Origin of the sequence: Chitinophaga sp., from assembly GCF_039596155.1 — a bacterium.
Taxonomy (GTDB): domain Bacteria; phylum Bacteroidota; class Bacteroidia; order Chitinophagales; family Chitinophagaceae; genus Chitinophaga.
The window spans coordinates 190,830-207,417 of record NZ_JBCNKF010000009.1; the positions used below are offsets into that span (position 1 = coordinate 190,830).

The window sequence follows — 16,588 nt, forward strand, 5'->3', positions numbered from 1 at the left end:
TTAATCGCTAAGATCAAAGAGGAGGACGAAAACTTGGATAGCACCGGGCTAAATATTACTGGAAGTGTAGTGATCCGGAATAACCGGATCTACAGGAACAATGTAGTGATCTGGGAAACACCGGAAGATCAGCCATTGCCTGACTTTTTGCGGGCAGCATATGATCATTTTTCGGGGCAGTATCCCAAATTCCATAAGATGGATCATCTTAGCAAGCTGGGATGGCTGGCGGCAGAGGTCCTTTTACAGCACCGACCGTTTACCGGGTATGCGCCTGAGCAGGTAGGATTGATATTAGCCAATCGTAGCGCCAGTCTGGATACAGACCTGCGCTATTTTGATTCTATTAAAGAATTTCCCAGTCCGGCGTTGTTTGTATATACACTGGCAAATATCGTAATGGGAGAGATCAGCATCCGGCATGGATTTAAGGGCGAGAATGCCTTTTTTACTTCGGATGCCTATGATGAGCAGCTGCTCATGGATTATACAAAACAGTTACTGGCAGAAGGTGCGGTGAGTGCCGTATTGTGTGGATGGATAGAGGTGATGGGAAGTGGGTACGAGGTGATCCTTCATCAGATTGAAAAATAATTTCTATCGGTGGCTCCTGTGAGCCACGACTATAAAAAGTAATATCATGGAAAATTTGATGGCTACACTCAAAGCCCAGATCGTAGAGCAACTGAACCTGCAGGAAGTAAAACCTGAGGACATCGGCGATGATATGCCGCTGTTCAAAGACGGATTGGGCCTGGATTCCATCGATGCACTGGAACTGATCGTTCTGCTGCAACAGCACTATCGTATCCGCATAGCGAACCCTGAGAAGGGACCTGAAATCTTTCATTCCGTGCGTACAATCGCCGATTTTATCACAGCGCATCAGCAGCAAAATAACTAGACCATGAGCGGAAACGATGTTTGGGTATTAGGTGGTGGTGTCATTTGTGGTATTGGGAACAATGTACCTGAATGTATTGCCTCTTTCCGGCAAATGAAGCCGGGTATGACCACCATGCAATACCTGTCCTCCACACATCGCGACAGCTTTCCGGTAGTAGAAGTAAAAGCTGACAATGCTACCCTGGCTGCAAGGGCTGGCCTTCCTGCCCACATCAGCAGAACTGCATTGTTGAGTGCCGTTGCTGCGAAAGAGGCCTGGAATAGCGCACAACTTGGCAATATCCGGGAATACCGGGTAGGTCTTGTCTCAGCCAATACCGTAGGTGGTATGGATAAAACGGAAGACTTCTTTGCTGAGTACCTGCAGGACAACCAGTCCGGCAGATTGCGCAATGTAGTGAATCACGAATGTGGCAGCATCACTGAACTGGTGGCCGATACATTAGGCATACGGCACCATGTATCTACGATCAGCACTGCCTGTTCCTCTTCTGCAAACGCCATTATGTATGGCGCCAGATTGCTCAAAAACAACCTTGTAGATGTCGTGATCGCTGGTGGTACAGATGCCCTGACCCGCTTTACACTCAATGGATTTAACACCCTCATGATCCTGGATCAGCAGGCCTGTCGTCCGTTCGACGATACCCGCACGGGACTGAATCTGGGAGAGGGTGCGGGGTACATCGTCATGGTCAGCGATGCCATTGCTAAAAAAATGGAGATCCATCCCTGGTGTAAGCTCACCGGATATGCCAATGCCAATGATGCCTACCACCAGACGGCCTCATCTCCCGATGGTATAGGCAATTACCTGGCGATGCAGCAGGCCATGGAAATGGCGGGTATCACACCGGCGGACATGAGTTATATCAACCTGCATGGTACAGGTACGCTCAACAATGATTTGTCGGAAGGTACTGCCATACAGCGTTTATTTGGAAATGCAGTTCCTCCGGTAAGCAGCACCAAATCATTCACCGGTCATACACTGGGTGCCAGTGGTGGTATAGAAGCAGTATTTGCTGCACTGGCAGTGAAGGAGGGATACCTTTACCCCAATGCACAGTTCAGCCATCAAATGAAGGAACTGACTTTCTCACCGGTTACAACATTTTCTGAAGGTAATGTTATCAACAATGTCATGTCAAACTCTTTTGGATTCGGCGGAAACTGTTCCAGCCTTGTCTTTTCGAAAGACGTAAACACATGAAACAGTAAGGAACTATGAACATTTATATAAACGGAACGGGTTGTGTATCGCCGCTGGAGACAGCGGTAGAAGGACGTTTGCCATTGGCGGCACCTTCGTTGGACAATGTCCGTCTCAAAGCGGCAGAACCTGATTATAAACAGTGGATCGACATTAAGATGATCCGCAGGATGAGCCGTGTCATTAAAATGGGCGTAGCAGCAGCGCAGCTGAGTCTCCGGGAAGCTGGTATCCGGAAGCCGGAAGGCATTATTACAGGCACTGCTTATGGTTGCCTGGATGATACAGGCGTATTCCTCACCAAAATGATCACCCAGCAGGAAGAGATGCTGACACCCACGGCATTCATTCAGTCTACCCACAATACAGTGGCCGGCCAGATTGCGCTCCTGCTGGAATGTCATGCCTACAACAATACTTTTGTACACAAAGGCTTTTCCTTTGAGCATACACTCATTGACAGCATTATGCAGTTGCGCGAAGGAAAGGTCTCCAATATACTGGCAGGCGCTATGGATGAGCTGACGAATCACAGCTTTAACATACTGTCCCGCTTCAATTTATTTAAGCATACTGCTGCCGGTGAAGGCGCTGCCTGTTTTGTGCTGAGCACGGAGAAGGGGCCTCATGCAGTAGCTAAATTAAAAGGTGTATCTGTGTTGTATAAACCTGCTTCTGCCGAAGAAGTGGCGGCTGACATCGTGGGCTTTCTCGCTGCACATAGTTGTAGCCAGGAGGATGTAGACCTGGTTATTACGGGGCGTAACGGCGATCCGGCAGGTGATGCCTGGTATGAACATGTGGAAAACAATGTGTTTGCCAACCTGCCTGTAGCCCGGTTCAAACACCTGTGCGGGGAGTACCCAACAGCAAGTGCCTTTGGTACCTGGATGGCCAGCAGGATCATTGCCAGCCAGGAGGTAACACCAGCTGTATTATTTAAAGGAACCGCACCGTCAGAGATAAAGAAGGTATTATTGTACAATCATCATGATACTTCGCATCACTCGATGATCTTATTATCCAAATGCTGACATACCGGAATACAAATATCGCCCTGATCGCACTGGTTGCACTGTTTTTATGGCTGTCATTGCCATGGTGGGCATTTGTATTGTTATTTCTCGCATACTCCGGTGTACTGGTATGGGGGGCTATGCAGATCCGCTCCGGTTTTTTCCTGCAAGCTGTATGTGCGGCGGATACCACAGAGAAAGTTGTAGCCCTGACATTTGATGATGGCCCCCTTACAGCATTTACCCCGCAGATTCTCGATATATTACAAAAAGCACAGGTCCCTGCTGCTTTCTTTTGCATTGGCAACAGAATAGCCGGGCAGGAAACCCTGGTGAAACGAATAGATGCAGAAGGACATATAATAGGCAATCATAGCTTTTCACATCACTTTTGGTTCGACCTGTTTCCTGCAAAGAAAATGCTGGCTGAATTACAACAGGTAGACACTGTTATAGAACAGGTAACGGGCAAGAGACCCCGCCTGTTCCGTCCACCTTATGGTGTGACAAATCCCAATGTTCACCGCGCGGTAAAGAGAGGAAACTATACAGCTGTTGGCTGGAATATCCGATCACTGGATACAGTGGCAAAGCAGGCAGATGAACTGATGAACAGGATACTGTCTGGTTTGCGACCAGGTGCTGTCATCCTGCTGCATGATTCAATTCCGCTCACCGTACAAATACTGCCTGCATTGATCGCTCAGATCCGTGAACAGGGATATACTATCAAAAGAATTGATCAATTACTAAATATACCCGCATATGCGTAGATGGATAATAGCATTGATGATAACTTGTAGTGTGGCGCAGGCAAATGCCCAACAGCATCCGGGGTACAAACCGGTAGCAGATGTAGCTGGATTCAAACAGCAGTTTGCCACCGCCTCCCGTCAGACACAGTCCATACAATGTGACTTTGTGCAGGAAAAGAACCTGAGCATGCTGGCAGACAAAATCACTTCCAAAGGCAAATTCTGGTTCAAGAAAGAGAATAAGGTAAGGATGGAGTACACCGCTCCGTCGTACTACCTGCTGGTGATGAATGGCAAAGATATTAAGACCAAAGACGGTCAGAAAGAAAGTCATGTCTCAACCAAAGGCAACAAACTGTTTGAGCAGATCAACAAGATCACGGTTGATTGTGTACAGGGCAATGTAGTAGATAATGCAGATTTCAAAACAAACATCCTTGAAAATGCTGCTGGTTACCTGCTGGAAATGACACCTGTAAATAAGCAATTGGCACAATACTTCAAAACCATTGTATTGCTGGTAGACAGGAAAGACCTGACAGTGAATAAAATTGAGATGTACGAAGCGGGTGGTGATAATACCACTATTAGCTTCCTGCACAAACAACTGAATGTAAATATACCGGATGCGACTTTTGCTGCTAAATAGTCTGTTGCTGTTATGCATACTGACCAGCTGTACGAACGTCTACAAGGATTTGCAACAGACGCCAGGCGATCCTGGCTGTATTACACAGTTCAGGCCACAGTTTGACAATACACTGTACAGTACACAGGTAGATGTGATGAAGCATCACCTGAGCGGGTTGCTGTTCATCAAGCAAATGCCTGATAGCAGCCAGCGGGTGGTATTTGCCAATGAAATGGGCTTTAAATTCTTCGACTTTGAATTTACCAGAGACGGGCAGTTCATCAAGCACTATATGATGGACAAGATGGATAAGAAGGCTGTGGTAAAGACATTGAGAGGAGATTTTGAGCTGGTGTTATTACACCCTGATCTGCAAAAGGCAACCGTGAAAAAAGATGGTCAGTTTCGATATGTAGTGGTGCCTACAGCAAAAGGCAATAACTATTATATTACAGACACTGCCTGTACAAAGCTGGAGAGAATTGAGAAATCCTCTTCCCGCAAACCAGTCGTGAAGGCCTGGCTCACGGATTATAAGAACGGTGTGCCGGATACAATCCTGATCAGGCACCAGGCGTTTAAATTTAATATTTCATTACAACGCGTACAGAAATAATGTTAGCAGGAAAATTATATACACTGGAACAGACCTTGCAGGAAGCCACAGACAGCGCTACCTATCGTATCGTGCTGAATGCGCAGCACCCTGTATTTGAAGGTCATTTTCCCGGCCGCCCTGTGGTGCCTGGTGTCACTATGATGCAGACTATCCAGGAGCTGCTGGAAGGAAAATTGCAGCGGAAAGTGGTGCTGAAGAAAGCCGGCAACATGAAGTTCCTGAATATGATCGATCCTCATGCGCATCCATTGATAGATGTGACGGTTCAGCATAAAGAACAGGAAGGAGAAATCAAAGTGACAGCCACGCTGAAGTTTGAGGAACTCACATTTATGAAATTTCAGGGATCATTCGTAACCGCCTCATGACGGAACAACCAATATATAGCGATCAGTTTTCGGCGCGTAAGGTAGCCGTGCTGATCCCGACCTACAACAATGCCGGTACATTGAAGCATGTGCTGGAGGATGTTATGCGCTATACCCACCACGTTATTGTGGTGAATGATGGCAGTACCGATAATACGGCTGCTATACTGGATGAATTTCCGCACATTCAGCGGGTTGAATACGTGCCGAACAAAGGTAAAGGGATAGCCCTGCGCAGGGGCTTTAAATATGCCGTGCAGCAGAGCTATGACTATGTGATCACCATGGATGCCGATGGACAGCATTTTGCTTCAGATCTGCCCGTGATGCTGGAAAAGGTGATCACACATCCCAAATCGATTGTGATAGGTGCCAGGAATCTGCAGCAGGAGAACATGCCGGGTAAAAATACTTTTGCCAACAAGTTTTCCAACTTCTGGTTCTATGTAGAAACCGGGTTGAAAATGCCGGACACACAATCCGGTTATCGCCTGTATCCGGTCTATGCCATGAAGGGCATGCACTTCTGGTGTACAAAGTATGAATTTGAAATAGAAGTGATGGTGCGCAGTGCCTGGAAGGGTATTGGCATTGATTCAGCTCCTGTAAAAGTGTATTATCCACCGGCAGATGAGAGGGTATCTCACTTCCGTCCGCTGCGGGATTTTTCCCGCATCAGTGTATTAAATACGGTATTGGTGCTGATCACTTTTCTGTATATCAAGCCCAGGGACTTTATCCGCTATCTCTTCAAAAAGGAGAGCTGGAAGAGCATCTGGAATGATCATATTCTGAACAGGAATGAATCCAATGCAAAGAAGGCCACAGCGATCGGGTTGGGTATCTTCCTCGGCATTGTACCTATCTGGGGGTTTCAGCTGCTCAGTGCTTATCTGCTGGCAGCACGATTTAAACTGAATAAGGCACTGGTGTTGATCGCATGTAATATCAGTGTACCACCTATGATACCTTTTATCATTTTTGCCAGTTTCGTGACCGGTAAGCTGTGGATGAAGAATGGTAGTATGACTATCAATTTCAGCAAGCAGCTGAACATGGAAACTGTGAAAATGAATCTTGAACAATATCTCTATGGCAGTATAACGCTTTCGATCGTGGCTGGCTTGCTGGTTGGATTGATTGTGTATGCTTTACTTTCTATATTCAGGAATGATCCTGTAAAACAAGACCAGCCAATTTAGTTAAGCATTATCAGTATGGGCAAATTATTCGTAGGCATATACAATTTCTTTGATCGTCACAAAGCATGGTGCTGGGCTAGTATGCTTTTCAGTTTTGTACTGGTAGGTATAGGCGCATGGCAGATCAGGCTGGAAGAGGATATTACCCGTATATTGCCACAGGATAAGACGCTTGATAAGCTACAGCAGGTGTTCAATGACTCTCACTTTGCTGATAAGCTGGTGATTACAATTTCACAGCAGGATAGTACGGCGGCAGCCCAGCCGGATAGTCTCACGGCATTTGCCGCAGCACTGACTGACAGTGCCAAAGCACATCTGGCCCCCTGGATGAACCAGTTCCAGGCACAGGTACAGGATAGCACCGTACTGGATATGATGCAGGTAATGCAGGAGCATTTGCCGGTATTCCTGGAGGAACAGGATTACAAGCGCATCGATTCACTCATTACCCCTGACCGGTTACAACAATCACTGCAGAACAATTACAATACACTGATCTCACCGGCGGGACTGGTGGTGAAGAAAGTGATAGCAGTAGATCCTACCGGCATGTCATGGCTGGGTATAAAGAAACTGCAACACTTACAGTACGACGATCATTTTGAGCTGTATGATGGTTACATCATGACGAAAGACCATCAGCACATACTGTTGTTCATCACACCGAAATTTCCTCCCAGTGCTACCGGGAAGAATACGTTGTTCCTGGCAGCATTACAGGCACAGATCGATTCACTGCAGCGATATCATTCTTTTACCACTGCTTCTTACTTCGGAGGTACTGCTGTATCGGCTGGTAATGCGATCCAGTTAAAGAAAGACCTGATCCTGACACTGGGTATTACTATTGTAGTATTTGTGATCCTGATCCCATTATATTTCAGGAAGAAGAGAGCTGCGGTACTATTGATGCTGCCAGTGGTGTTTGGTGGATTGTTTTCACTGGCCTGTATCTGGTTGGTACAGGGTAGTATTTCGGGTATTGCATTGGGTGTGGGGGCCGTGGTATTGGGTATTGCGATTAACTATTCATTGCACGTATTTAATCACTACCGGCATTTCCCTGACATTCGCGAGGTGATCAATGATCTCGCTACTCCTATGACGATAGGGAGTTTTACTACGATAGGAGGTTTCCTGTGCCTGCAGTTCATTGAATCGCCCATTCTACAGGATGTGGGAATTTTTGCCGCTTTCAGTTTGATCGGTGCGGCATTGTTCTCGTTGGTTTTCTTACCTCACCTGATTGTACTGGGAAAGAAAACGGAGATAACAGTTCATCATGACACCTGGTTAGATAAGATCTCTACATATAAACCCGAGAAGAATAAGTGGCTGGTAGGTGGTATTCTTTTACTGACAGTGATTTTTTGCTTCACGATGAAGAATGTAGCTTTCGAAAGCGATATGATGCGTATGAACTTCATGCGTCCTGAGCTGAAAGCAGCCGAAACCACGCTCAACAAAGTGAATGCTTACACCGCGCAGTCGGTATACTTAATTACAGAAGCACCTGACCTTGAAACCGCCCTGCAGCGTAGCGAAGCACTCCTGCCGAAGGTGAAACAACTACAACAACAGGGTGCTGTGAAAAAATATGCTGGTGTGAATGTGCTGTTGCTCTCCAATGAGGAACAACAACGGCGGATACAAAGATGGAATGCCTACTGGACACCTGAGAAACAACAACAGGTGATTGCTTATCTGCAACAGCACGGGCCGGCAGTAGGTTTTAAGCCTGCCGCCTTTGATGGATTTGCACATTGGCTTACACAACACTTCGAACATATTCCAGATGCTACTATGCACAATTTGCGTGCAGGTACATTAGGCGATTTTATTACAGAGAAGCATGGTAAGGTATCGCTGGTTACCCTACTGAAGGTAGATCCGGCACAGAAGAAGACCGTTTACGAAACGCTGGAACATGATCCCAACACAACTATTCTCGATAAGCAATATGTAACGAACCGCTTAGTGGTGGTGTTGCAAAGTGAATTCAGCAGTATCGCCTGGATGACCTCATTGCTGGTATTCTTTGCATTATTACTTTCATATGGTCGCATAGAATTGACGATCATTACCTTCATTCCCATGGCGATCAGCTGGGTGTGGATTTTAGGTATTATGGGACTGTTCGGGATCAAATTTAATATTGTTAATATCATTCTCAGTACGTTCATTTTTGGTTTGGGGGATGATTACAGCATCTTTACCATGGATGGTTTATTGCAGCGGTACAAAACCGGTAAAGAAGAAAATCTTTCTTCATTCCGGTCTTCTATCTTCCTGTCAGCGATTACGACTATCATAGGTTTGGGTGTAATGATCTTTGCAAAGCATCCCTCTCTGAAGTCGCTGGCATTGATCTCGATTATTGGTATCAGTTCTGTAGTACTGGTATCACAGGTGCTGATCCCATTCCTGTTCAACTGGCTCATCACAAACAGGGTTAGCAAAGGCAGGGCTCCGTGGACATTGCATGGCTGGGCAAAGTCAGTGTTTTCTTTTACTTATTTCACCTTTGGTTGCCTGGTCATGACGGTAATAGGATGGTTCCTGCTCCGTATTAATCCTTTTAACAGAAAAGTAGGCAAGCGATTGTATCATCGCCTGCTTTCAAAATATACATGGTCTGTGCTTTACATCATGGGCAATGTAAAAAAGAAGATTATTAATCCGCTGGGTGAAAACCTGGATAAACCAGCTGTGATCATCAGTAATCACCAATCATTCCTGGATATCCTGGTATCTACCATGCTACATCCGAATGTGGTGTTGCTGACCAGCGAGTGGGTATGGAACTCACCTGTATTTGGTGCCGTGGTGAGAATGGCAGATTATTACCCGGTAGCAGAGGGTGCAGAAGGTAGTATTGATAAACTGAAAGAACAGATAGACAACGGCTATTCCATCGTAGTATATCCGGAGGGCACCCGTTCTCCTGATGGTAAGATGAAGCGCTTCCACAAAGGGGCGTTTTACATTGCAGAGCAATTAGGACTGGACATCCTGCCCATTCTTATACATGGAACAGGGTATACCATGAGCAAAAATGACTTCCTGCTCAAGGATGGCCGGATCACGGTGAAATACCTGCCTCGTATAGCACCGGGCGGTAACTATGCAGCCCGCACCAAGGAAATCAGCCGTTATTTCAAAGCAGAACATGAAGTACTGCGCCAAAGCATAGAGACCCCTGCTTACTACCGCGAGCAGATGATTTATAACTACATCTACAAAGGCCCGGTACTGGAATGGTACATGCGTATCAAAACAAAGCTCGAGGATAATTATGAGTTGTTCGAGGAGCTGTTGCCAAAGAAAGGCCGTATTCTCGATGTAGGCTGTGGGTATGGATTCCTGAGTTATATGCTCCACTGGATGTCGCCAGACAGGATCGTGAAAGGAATTGACTATGATGAAGATAAAATCATCACTGCACAGCATGGCTACCTGCGTGGAGAGCAGCTGTCATTTGAATGCGTAGATATAACCAATTATACATTTGACAAGTACGATGCATTTATCATTACAGATGTATTGCATTACCTGCAGGCAGACGAGCAGGAAAGGGTACTGTCAGCGTGCATCAATCAACTGGAACCCGGCGGCGTAATTATAGTGAGGGACGGCGACAGTGACCTTACCGAAAGGCATGGAGGTACCCGTCTTACAGAATTCTTTAGTACCAGGTTGCTGGGGTTCAACAAGACAAAAGATAAGCCTTTGTCTTTCTTTTCTTCATCAGCGATAGCCCGTATTGTAGCCGCTAATGGCGCTGTAATGGAGAAAATTGATAACACGCGTTATACCTCGAATGTTATTTTTATCATCAAAAAGTTACCCCCTGAAGATGCAGCAATATGATGTCATAATTATCGGAAGTGGCCTGGGCAGTTTAGCTTGCGGTGCCATCCTCGGCAAGTATGGTTATCGTGTTTGTTTATTCGAAAAAAACAGACAGATAGGTGGTTGTTTGCAAACATATTCACGTGATAAAGCTATTATTGATTCTGGCGTACACTACATTGGTGGCCTGGCGGAAGGACAAACCCTACATAAAGTATTTCGTTATCTCGGTGTAATTGACAACATGAAGTTGCAGCGGATGGATATGGATGGTTTCGATCATATTTCTTTTGGCAATGAGCAGCATGTATATAAGATAGCCCAGGGACGGGATAATTTTATCCGGCAGCTGTTAGCCGACTTCCCGAAGGAAAAGGAAGCCTTACATGCTTACCTGCATAAACTGGAGGAGGTATGTAGTAAGTTTCCCCTCTTTAACCTGAGACTGGGTGGCGCTGCAGAAAAGGAAAGTGTGATGGGAGAGGAGGTATCGGCATTCCTGCGTAGTGTTACCAACAATGAACGATTGCAGAATGTACTGGCAGGAAATAACATGTTGTATGCCGGTTATCCAGACAGAACGCCCTTATATGTGCATGCACTTGTACAGCACAGTTATATAGAAAGTGCCTGGAAATGTGTGGACGGTGGTTCTATTATCGCCCGTAGCCTGAACAAAACCATCCGTGCACAGGGCGGGGAGATCATTCGCCATACAGAAGTGAAGGCGATTGTGGAGAAAGATGGAAAGGTGAGTCATATTGAACTGGAAGATGGCAGGGAGGTGGAAGGCAAGTACTTCATTTCCGGCCTGCATCCTGCACGTACTATTGGTATGGTAAAGGGAGATGGGCTGCGGAATGCGTATAAATCCCGTATCAGTGCGCTGGAGAATACACCGGGTACTTTTATGATCAATATTGTGCTGAAACCAGGTACTTTCCCATATCTGAATCATAACGTATATCATCACGCCACTTCCAATGCATGGGAGGGCATTCATTATACCGCGGACAACTGGCCGCAGACTTATGCCATATTTGTATCTGCGAGTACCGGCAAGGAGAAGTATGCTGATAATCTGTCTATTATGACCTATATGCGTTACGAAGATGTGGCGCAATGGCATGATACCTTCAATACGGACGACAAGCCGCACGAAAGGGATGCGAGTTACCAGGCATTTAAAAAGGAGAAAGCTGAAAAGCTGCTGGATGTGGTATCTCAGCAATATCCGTACCTGCGCAGCTGTATTCATGCTATGTATGTAGCCACACCACTTACATACCGTGACTACCTGAATATCCCGGAGGGCAGCATGTACGGTATCGTTAAAGATGCTAGAGAACCGTTAAAGTCTATGATTCCTGCTGCTACCAGACTGCCGAATTTGTATCTTACAGGCCAAAACCTGAACTTACATGGTATTTTGGGTGTAACGATGAGTGCGGTGCTGACCTGTGCAGGATTAGTCGACATGGAAACACTGGTGGAAGACATCAACAGGAGTTAAGATATTATAATATGAACAAGGGGAAAAAACGAAGCGGATGGCGCAAATTAGGGAGAGCGCTGTTATTTATTTTTGGCAGCATCTTATTGCTGTTGATCGTATTGGTCATTTACGTGGTGAGCGTAGGGCATATCAATCCTCCTGATATTGCCGATAAGAGTGCATTGAAACTGGAGCGTAAGCCCCTGGATGCCACCGCCTATACCATTGGCAATAACTGGTTCCGTAAGAGTAACAGTGGGCTGTATGAGATGTATATCGAAGGGAAACCTTTTGAAAGAGGAGTGATCTATGGTAAGCTCTCTGCAGAACTGGTGAAGAGACAGGAAGATAACTTCACAGATCAGATCAAAAAGATGATCCCTTCCCAGTCTTACCTTAAGTTCCTCCGCTATTTTGTCGGTTTTTTCAATCGCAACCTGGCAAGTAATATTGAAGAAGAGAACAAGGAGGAGATATATGGTATTTCATTCTCGGCTTCTGACAAATATGATTTTATCGGAACCAATTACGAGCGACTGCTCAACTATCACGCTGCGCACGACATCGGGCACGCATTGCAGAATATGGCACTTGTAGGTTGTACTTCTTTTGCTACCTGGAATGATGCTTCTGCCGACAGTAACCTGATCATAGGCCGCAACTTTGACTTCTATGTAGGTGATAAGTTTGCAGAAGATAAGGTAATTGCCTTCTATCATCCTGACAAGGGTTTCAATTTCATGATCGTGACCTGGGCTGGTTTTACCGGTTGTGCATCAGGTATGAATCAGGCAGGTTTAACGGTGACGATCAATGCGGATAAAAGTAAGATCCCAACAGGTTCTGCAACACCGGTATCACTGGTTGCCAGAGAGATCCTGCAGTATGCCAAGAATATTGACGAAGCATATGCCATCGCAAAAAAGCATACCATGTTTGTATCGGAGTCATTCCTGATCGGTTCTGCATTCGACAACCGGGCGGCGATCATCGAAAAGACCCCGGACAGTATGGAACTGTACGATCCTAAAAAGAACTTTATCACCTGTACAAATCACTTCCAGGGAGAGAACTTCAAAGCTACTCCTGAGAATATCAGGCAGAGAGATGAAACCGCTTCCGGTTACCGCTTTGAGCGCCTGACCGAACTACTGAAAGAGAAAGGTCCTAATACTGTTCAGAATACTGTCGATATTCTGCGGGACCGTTTTGGTCTCCATGGACAGGATATTGGAGTGGGCAATGAGAAGGCAATTAACCAGTTCATCGCGCACCACTCTGTGGTATTTGAACCGAAAAAGAAACTGGTATGGGTCTCGACGGCACCATGGCAGCTGGGTGAATATGTGTGCTATAACCTGGATTCTATTTTCAGCATGCACGGTTTACAAACCGATCATGAGGTATACGACAGCAGCCGTATGATAGCACCAGATCCATTTATACAGACAAAGGCCTTTATCAACTTCAATGCATATCGTTCCTTAAAACAGGCAGCACAGCAAAATGCTCCGCTGGATCCTAAACTGATCCCTGCACTGGATCCTGAATATTACCATGCTTACGTAGTAGCAGGAGATTATGCTTTCAGGCACGGCAACTTCGAGGAAGCAAAGACTTTCTACGAAGAGGCACTCACCAAAGTGATCGCCAATAAATCAGAGGAAGTCCATATCCGCAAACAAATAGAATTGTGTAATAAAAAATCATGATCTACGGCTTAGGTACAGACATCGTGGACGTGGCACGTATAGGCGCCAAAATGGCCAAAGGAAATGGCTTCAGGGAGCTTGTGTTCACGCCGCACGAGATTGCCTATTGTGAACAGCAGGTACATAGCGAAGAGCACTATGCCGCCAGGTTTGCAGCCAAAGAGGCCTTGTTAAAAGCGCTGGGCACGGGCTTCATGCATGGCAGTATACATTTCAATGAAATAGAAATTACCAATGATGCTACCGGCAAGCCCTTGCTGCAGCTCATCGGCAATGCCAGCTATCACTATACACAGCTACAGATCAAACAGATCCTGGTTTCATTGTCACATATCAACACAACTGCTGTGGCGACTGTGATCATTGAAGTCTGAAAACCTGACACCATGTACATACCCAATATAGAATTGCAGCCCTCTTCTACCATCAGGGCATTTCAGGAAAAGGAAGTCCTTCACCTGTTGGGCTACCTGCGCGAGTTTTCACCTTTTTACCGGAGTTGGTTTGCCGAACATGGCATACAACCTGGCGATGTGAAATCGCTGGATGATCTCTGGCGGATTCCCCCGGTAACGAAGGAACATCTGCAGCAACAGAACTGGGATTTCCTGTGTGTGGATAAGAGCAAGATCTCAGAATATACAACTACTTCCGGTACATTGGGCCGGCCGGTGATCATCGCATTGACGCAGAAAGATCAGGACCGCCTGGCGTACAATGAATATATTTCATTCAGCTGTGCAGATGGTACAGAGAATGATATTTACCAGCTGATGCTCACGCTTGACAGGCAGTTTATGGCAGGGATGGCGTATTACAATGGCATCAGGAAGTTAGGTGCCGGCGTACTGCGCGTGGGACCGGGCGTACCTTCTCTGCAATGGGAAAATATACAGCGTATACAGCCTACTACAATTGTAGCGGTGCCTTCATTTATTGTGAAACTGATCGCATTTGCAAAGGAGCATAAAATCGATATCAACACATCTTCTGTTAAGAGGGCAGTGTGTATAGGAGAGAACATCCGTAATACGGATTTCACTTACAATGTCCTGGGCAAGAAGATCACAGAGCAATGGGATATCAAGCTTTATTCAACATATGCCAGTACTGAGATGCAAACGGCATTTACGGAATGTCATGCAGGGCATGGTGGTCATCATCATCCTGAACTGCTGTACATAGAATTGCTGGATGAAAATAATCAGCCGGTAGGCCCGGGGCAGGACGGGGAGGTGACGATCACCACCTTGGGAGTAGAAGGTATGCCGTTGCTGCGATACAAGACCGGGGATATCTGTCGTTACTTCGAAGAACCTTGTTCCTGTGGTCGGCAGACAAGGCGCTTGTCACCTGTGATTGGCCGCAGAAAGCAGATGATCAAGTATAAGGGAACCACCCTGTACCCGCCGGCATTGTTTGACCTGCTGAACGATATGGAAGAGGTGAGGGAGTTTGTGGTAGAAGTGTTTTCCAACGAAATAGGCACAGATGAGATCCTGCTCCACCTATGGCCGGTGCAGGAATCAGAGGATATAGACAGAAAGATCCGTTCCTATCTGCAGGCAAAGCTGAGAGTAATACCTCAGATCAGGTATGTAGGACAGACGGAAATCATGAAAATGCTGATGCCGGAAGGGCAGCGCAAACCGGTGAAGTTTGTGGATAACCGCGGTTAAAAGCTGACGGAGATAGCAGCTTTCGGATTATCCAGCTTATTACTTTTCCTTACCCCATCTCTGATCACATGAATCATGTTGATCTGGTTGGGATGTTCGCTGTACAGGATGTCATCTTTAACTTTTACCTGTTTGAATGGCGTGACATCTGGGGCTACCAGGAAGCACCAGGCAGCTTCTTCCTCAATTTTATAGCCGAGGTAGGTCAGCTTAATAGCTTTCCCGTCTACATTCAAAAAGAGATGTTTGTTGATATAACCGGCAATAAGGCTGTCCATCTGGACCTTGTTAGCAGGATGGATGATGTCCAGTGGGAGTTTAGATTCCTTTTTCAGCACATTTTCCAGGTCGTCTGCAAAGATCCGGCAGCTGACCTGGACCTCATTTTTAGCCTTTACATGCTCAATTTCAGTGACACTCACATAGAATGGGTGAAAGGCGAAAAAAGCCGGCAATAACCATTTATATAATATTAACCCCACTTGCCTAAAAAATTTTAAATATTAGCAGTATCCTTGTATAATTACCAAAAATAGGAAATTGTGAGCACCGAATTCGGGATGTATTTTCAAATGGGCTGGCAGCATATCATTGCCTGGGATGGCTACGACCATATTTTGTTTATCATGGCCTTGTCCGCTATTTATATGCTTCAGGACTGGAGGAAAGTGCTCATACTCGTCACTGCTTTTACTATTGGTCATGCCATCACACTGGCTTTGAGCCTGGCGAACGTCGTCTATGTCCGCAGCAGCCTGATTGAACTGCTCATACCAATTACTATCTGGGTGACGGCTCTTTTCAATATGTTTAAGAAGGAGCTGTCCCCGCAAAAAGTTCAGCTGAACTATCTGTTCGCATTGTTTTTCGGCCTCATTCATGGTATGGCATTCTCTGCTTATCTGAAGAGTATGATCGGTACACAGGAGAGCATTCTGGAGCCTTTACTGGCCTTCAATCTGGGGTTAGAAGTGGGGCAGATGATAGTTGTAGCAGGGGTATTATTAATGGCCGGTTTTATAGTAAATGTTACAGGTGTAAAGCGCAGAAACTGGAATGTCTACCTTTCTGCAGCCATATTTGGCGTAGCCGTCCTGATAACCATTGAAAGATGTAAAGAATTTATAACAAAATAGA

General features: G+C 45.9%; 16 protein-coding genes. 15 read left to right on the forward strand and 1 reads right to left on the reverse strand.

The features are described 5' to 3' along the window. Nucleotides 1-69: 69 nt before the first annotated feature. The 14 genes from ABDW33_RS11505 to ABDW33_RS11570 are packed head-to-tail and all read left to right on the forward strand — an operon-like array spanning nt 70 to nt 15,451. Nucleotides 70-594, forward strand: a complete 525-nt coding sequence (locus tag ABDW33_RS11505; protein WP_343690213.1) for a hypothetical protein — start codon at nt 70-72, stop codon at nt 592-594. Nucleotides 595-640: 46 nt separating this feature from the next. Further along, on the forward strand, nt 641-904 hold the full coding sequence (locus ABDW33_RS11510; RefSeq protein WP_146967111.1) for a phosphopantetheine-binding protein: 264 nt from the start codon (nt 641-643) through the stop codon (nt 902-904). A 3-nt stretch (nt 905-907) separates the two neighbouring features. Continuing rightward, a complete protein-coding gene (locus tag ABDW33_RS11515; protein WP_343690214.1) occupies nt 908-2,119 on the forward strand; it encodes a beta-ketoacyl-[acyl-carrier-protein] synthase family protein in 1,212 nt (403 codons plus the stop codon). A gap of 14 nt (nt 2,120-2,133) precedes the next feature. Beyond that, nucleotides 2,134-3,153, forward strand: a complete 1,020-nt coding sequence (locus ABDW33_RS11520; RefSeq protein ID WP_343690215.1) for a beta-ketoacyl synthase chain length factor — start codon at nt 2,134-2,136, stop codon at nt 3,151-3,153. After that, complete coding sequence (locus tag ABDW33_RS11525; protein ID WP_343690216.1) at nt 3,147-3,908, forward strand: polysaccharide deacetylase family protein; 762 nt, start codon at nt 3,147-3,149, stop codon at nt 3,906-3,908. Before ABDW33_RS11520 ends, ABDW33_RS11525 begins: the two co-directional genes overlap by 7 nt. Further along, nucleotides 3,901-4,539, forward strand: a complete 639-nt coding sequence (locus tag ABDW33_RS11530) for an outer membrane lipoprotein carrier protein LolA (protein WP_343690217.1) — start codon at nt 3,901-3,903, stop codon at nt 4,537-4,539. Before ABDW33_RS11525 ends, ABDW33_RS11530 begins: the two co-directional genes overlap by 8 nt. After that, on the forward strand, nt 4,517-5,137 hold the full coding sequence (locus ABDW33_RS11535) for a hypothetical protein (protein WP_343690218.1): 621 nt from the start codon (nt 4,517-4,519) through the stop codon (nt 5,135-5,137). Before ABDW33_RS11530 ends, ABDW33_RS11535 begins: the two co-directional genes overlap by 23 nt. Next, complete coding sequence (locus ABDW33_RS11540; protein ID WP_343690219.1) at nt 5,137-5,508, forward strand: 3-hydroxyacyl-ACP dehydratase; 372 nt, start codon at nt 5,137-5,139, stop codon at nt 5,506-5,508. The genes ABDW33_RS11535 and ABDW33_RS11540 overlap by 1 nt, the downstream gene beginning before the upstream one ends. Continuing rightward, on the forward strand, nt 5,505-6,710 hold the full coding sequence (locus ABDW33_RS11545; RefSeq protein ID WP_343690220.1) for a DUF2062 domain-containing protein: 1,206 nt from the start codon (nt 5,505-5,507) through the stop codon (nt 6,708-6,710). The genes ABDW33_RS11540 and ABDW33_RS11545 overlap by 4 nt, the downstream gene beginning before the upstream one ends. 15 nt (nt 6,711-6,725) lie before the next feature. Then, nucleotides 6,726-10,583: a 1-acyl-sn-glycerol-3-phosphate acyltransferase gene (locus ABDW33_RS11550; protein WP_343690221.1), complete on the forward strand. Its 3,858-nt coding sequence runs from the start codon at nt 6,726-6,728 to the stop codon at nt 10,581-10,583. Next, on the forward strand, nt 10,570-12,078 hold the full coding sequence (locus tag ABDW33_RS11555; RefSeq protein ID WP_343690222.1) for an NAD(P)/FAD-dependent oxidoreductase: 1,509 nt from the start codon (nt 10,570-10,572) through the stop codon (nt 12,076-12,078). Before ABDW33_RS11550 ends, ABDW33_RS11555 begins: the two co-directional genes overlap by 14 nt. Before the next feature lie 11 nt (nt 12,079-12,089). Next, complete coding sequence (locus ABDW33_RS11560; RefSeq protein ID WP_343690223.1) at nt 12,090-13,772, forward strand: C45 family peptidase; 1,683 nt, start codon at nt 12,090-12,092, stop codon at nt 13,770-13,772. Continuing rightward, nucleotides 13,769-14,146 carry a holo-ACP synthase gene (gene acpS / locus ABDW33_RS11565; RefSeq protein WP_343690224.1) on the forward strand — a complete coding sequence of 126 codons (378 nt, stop codon included), beginning with the start codon at nt 13,769-13,771 and terminating at the stop codon, nt 14,144-14,146. The genes ABDW33_RS11560 and acpS overlap by 4 nt, the downstream gene beginning before the upstream one ends. A 12-nt stretch (nt 14,147-14,158) precedes the next feature. Next, nucleotides 14,159-15,451, forward strand: coding sequence for an AMP-binding protein (locus ABDW33_RS11570; RefSeq protein WP_343690225.1), 1,293 nt, complete (start codon nt 14,159-14,161; stop codon nt 15,449-15,451). Here ABDW33_RS11570 and ABDW33_RS11575 read toward each other — a convergent pair. Beyond that, on the reverse strand, nt 15,448-15,933 hold the full coding sequence (locus ABDW33_RS11575; RefSeq protein WP_343690226.1) for a DUF6702 family protein: 486 nt from the start codon (nt 15,931-15,933) through the stop codon (nt 15,448-15,450). The two genes, ABDW33_RS11570 and ABDW33_RS11575, sit on opposite strands and share 4 nt — an antisense overlap. 60 nt (nt 15,934-15,993) lie before the next feature. On the opposite strand from ABDW33_RS11575, the gene ABDW33_RS11580 reads away from it, so the two are divergent. After that, nucleotides 15,994-16,587, forward strand: a complete 594-nt coding sequence (locus ABDW33_RS11580; RefSeq protein WP_343690227.1) for a HupE/UreJ family protein — start codon at nt 15,994-15,996, stop codon at nt 16,585-16,587. The last annotated feature ends 1 nt before the right edge of the window (nt 16,588 follow it).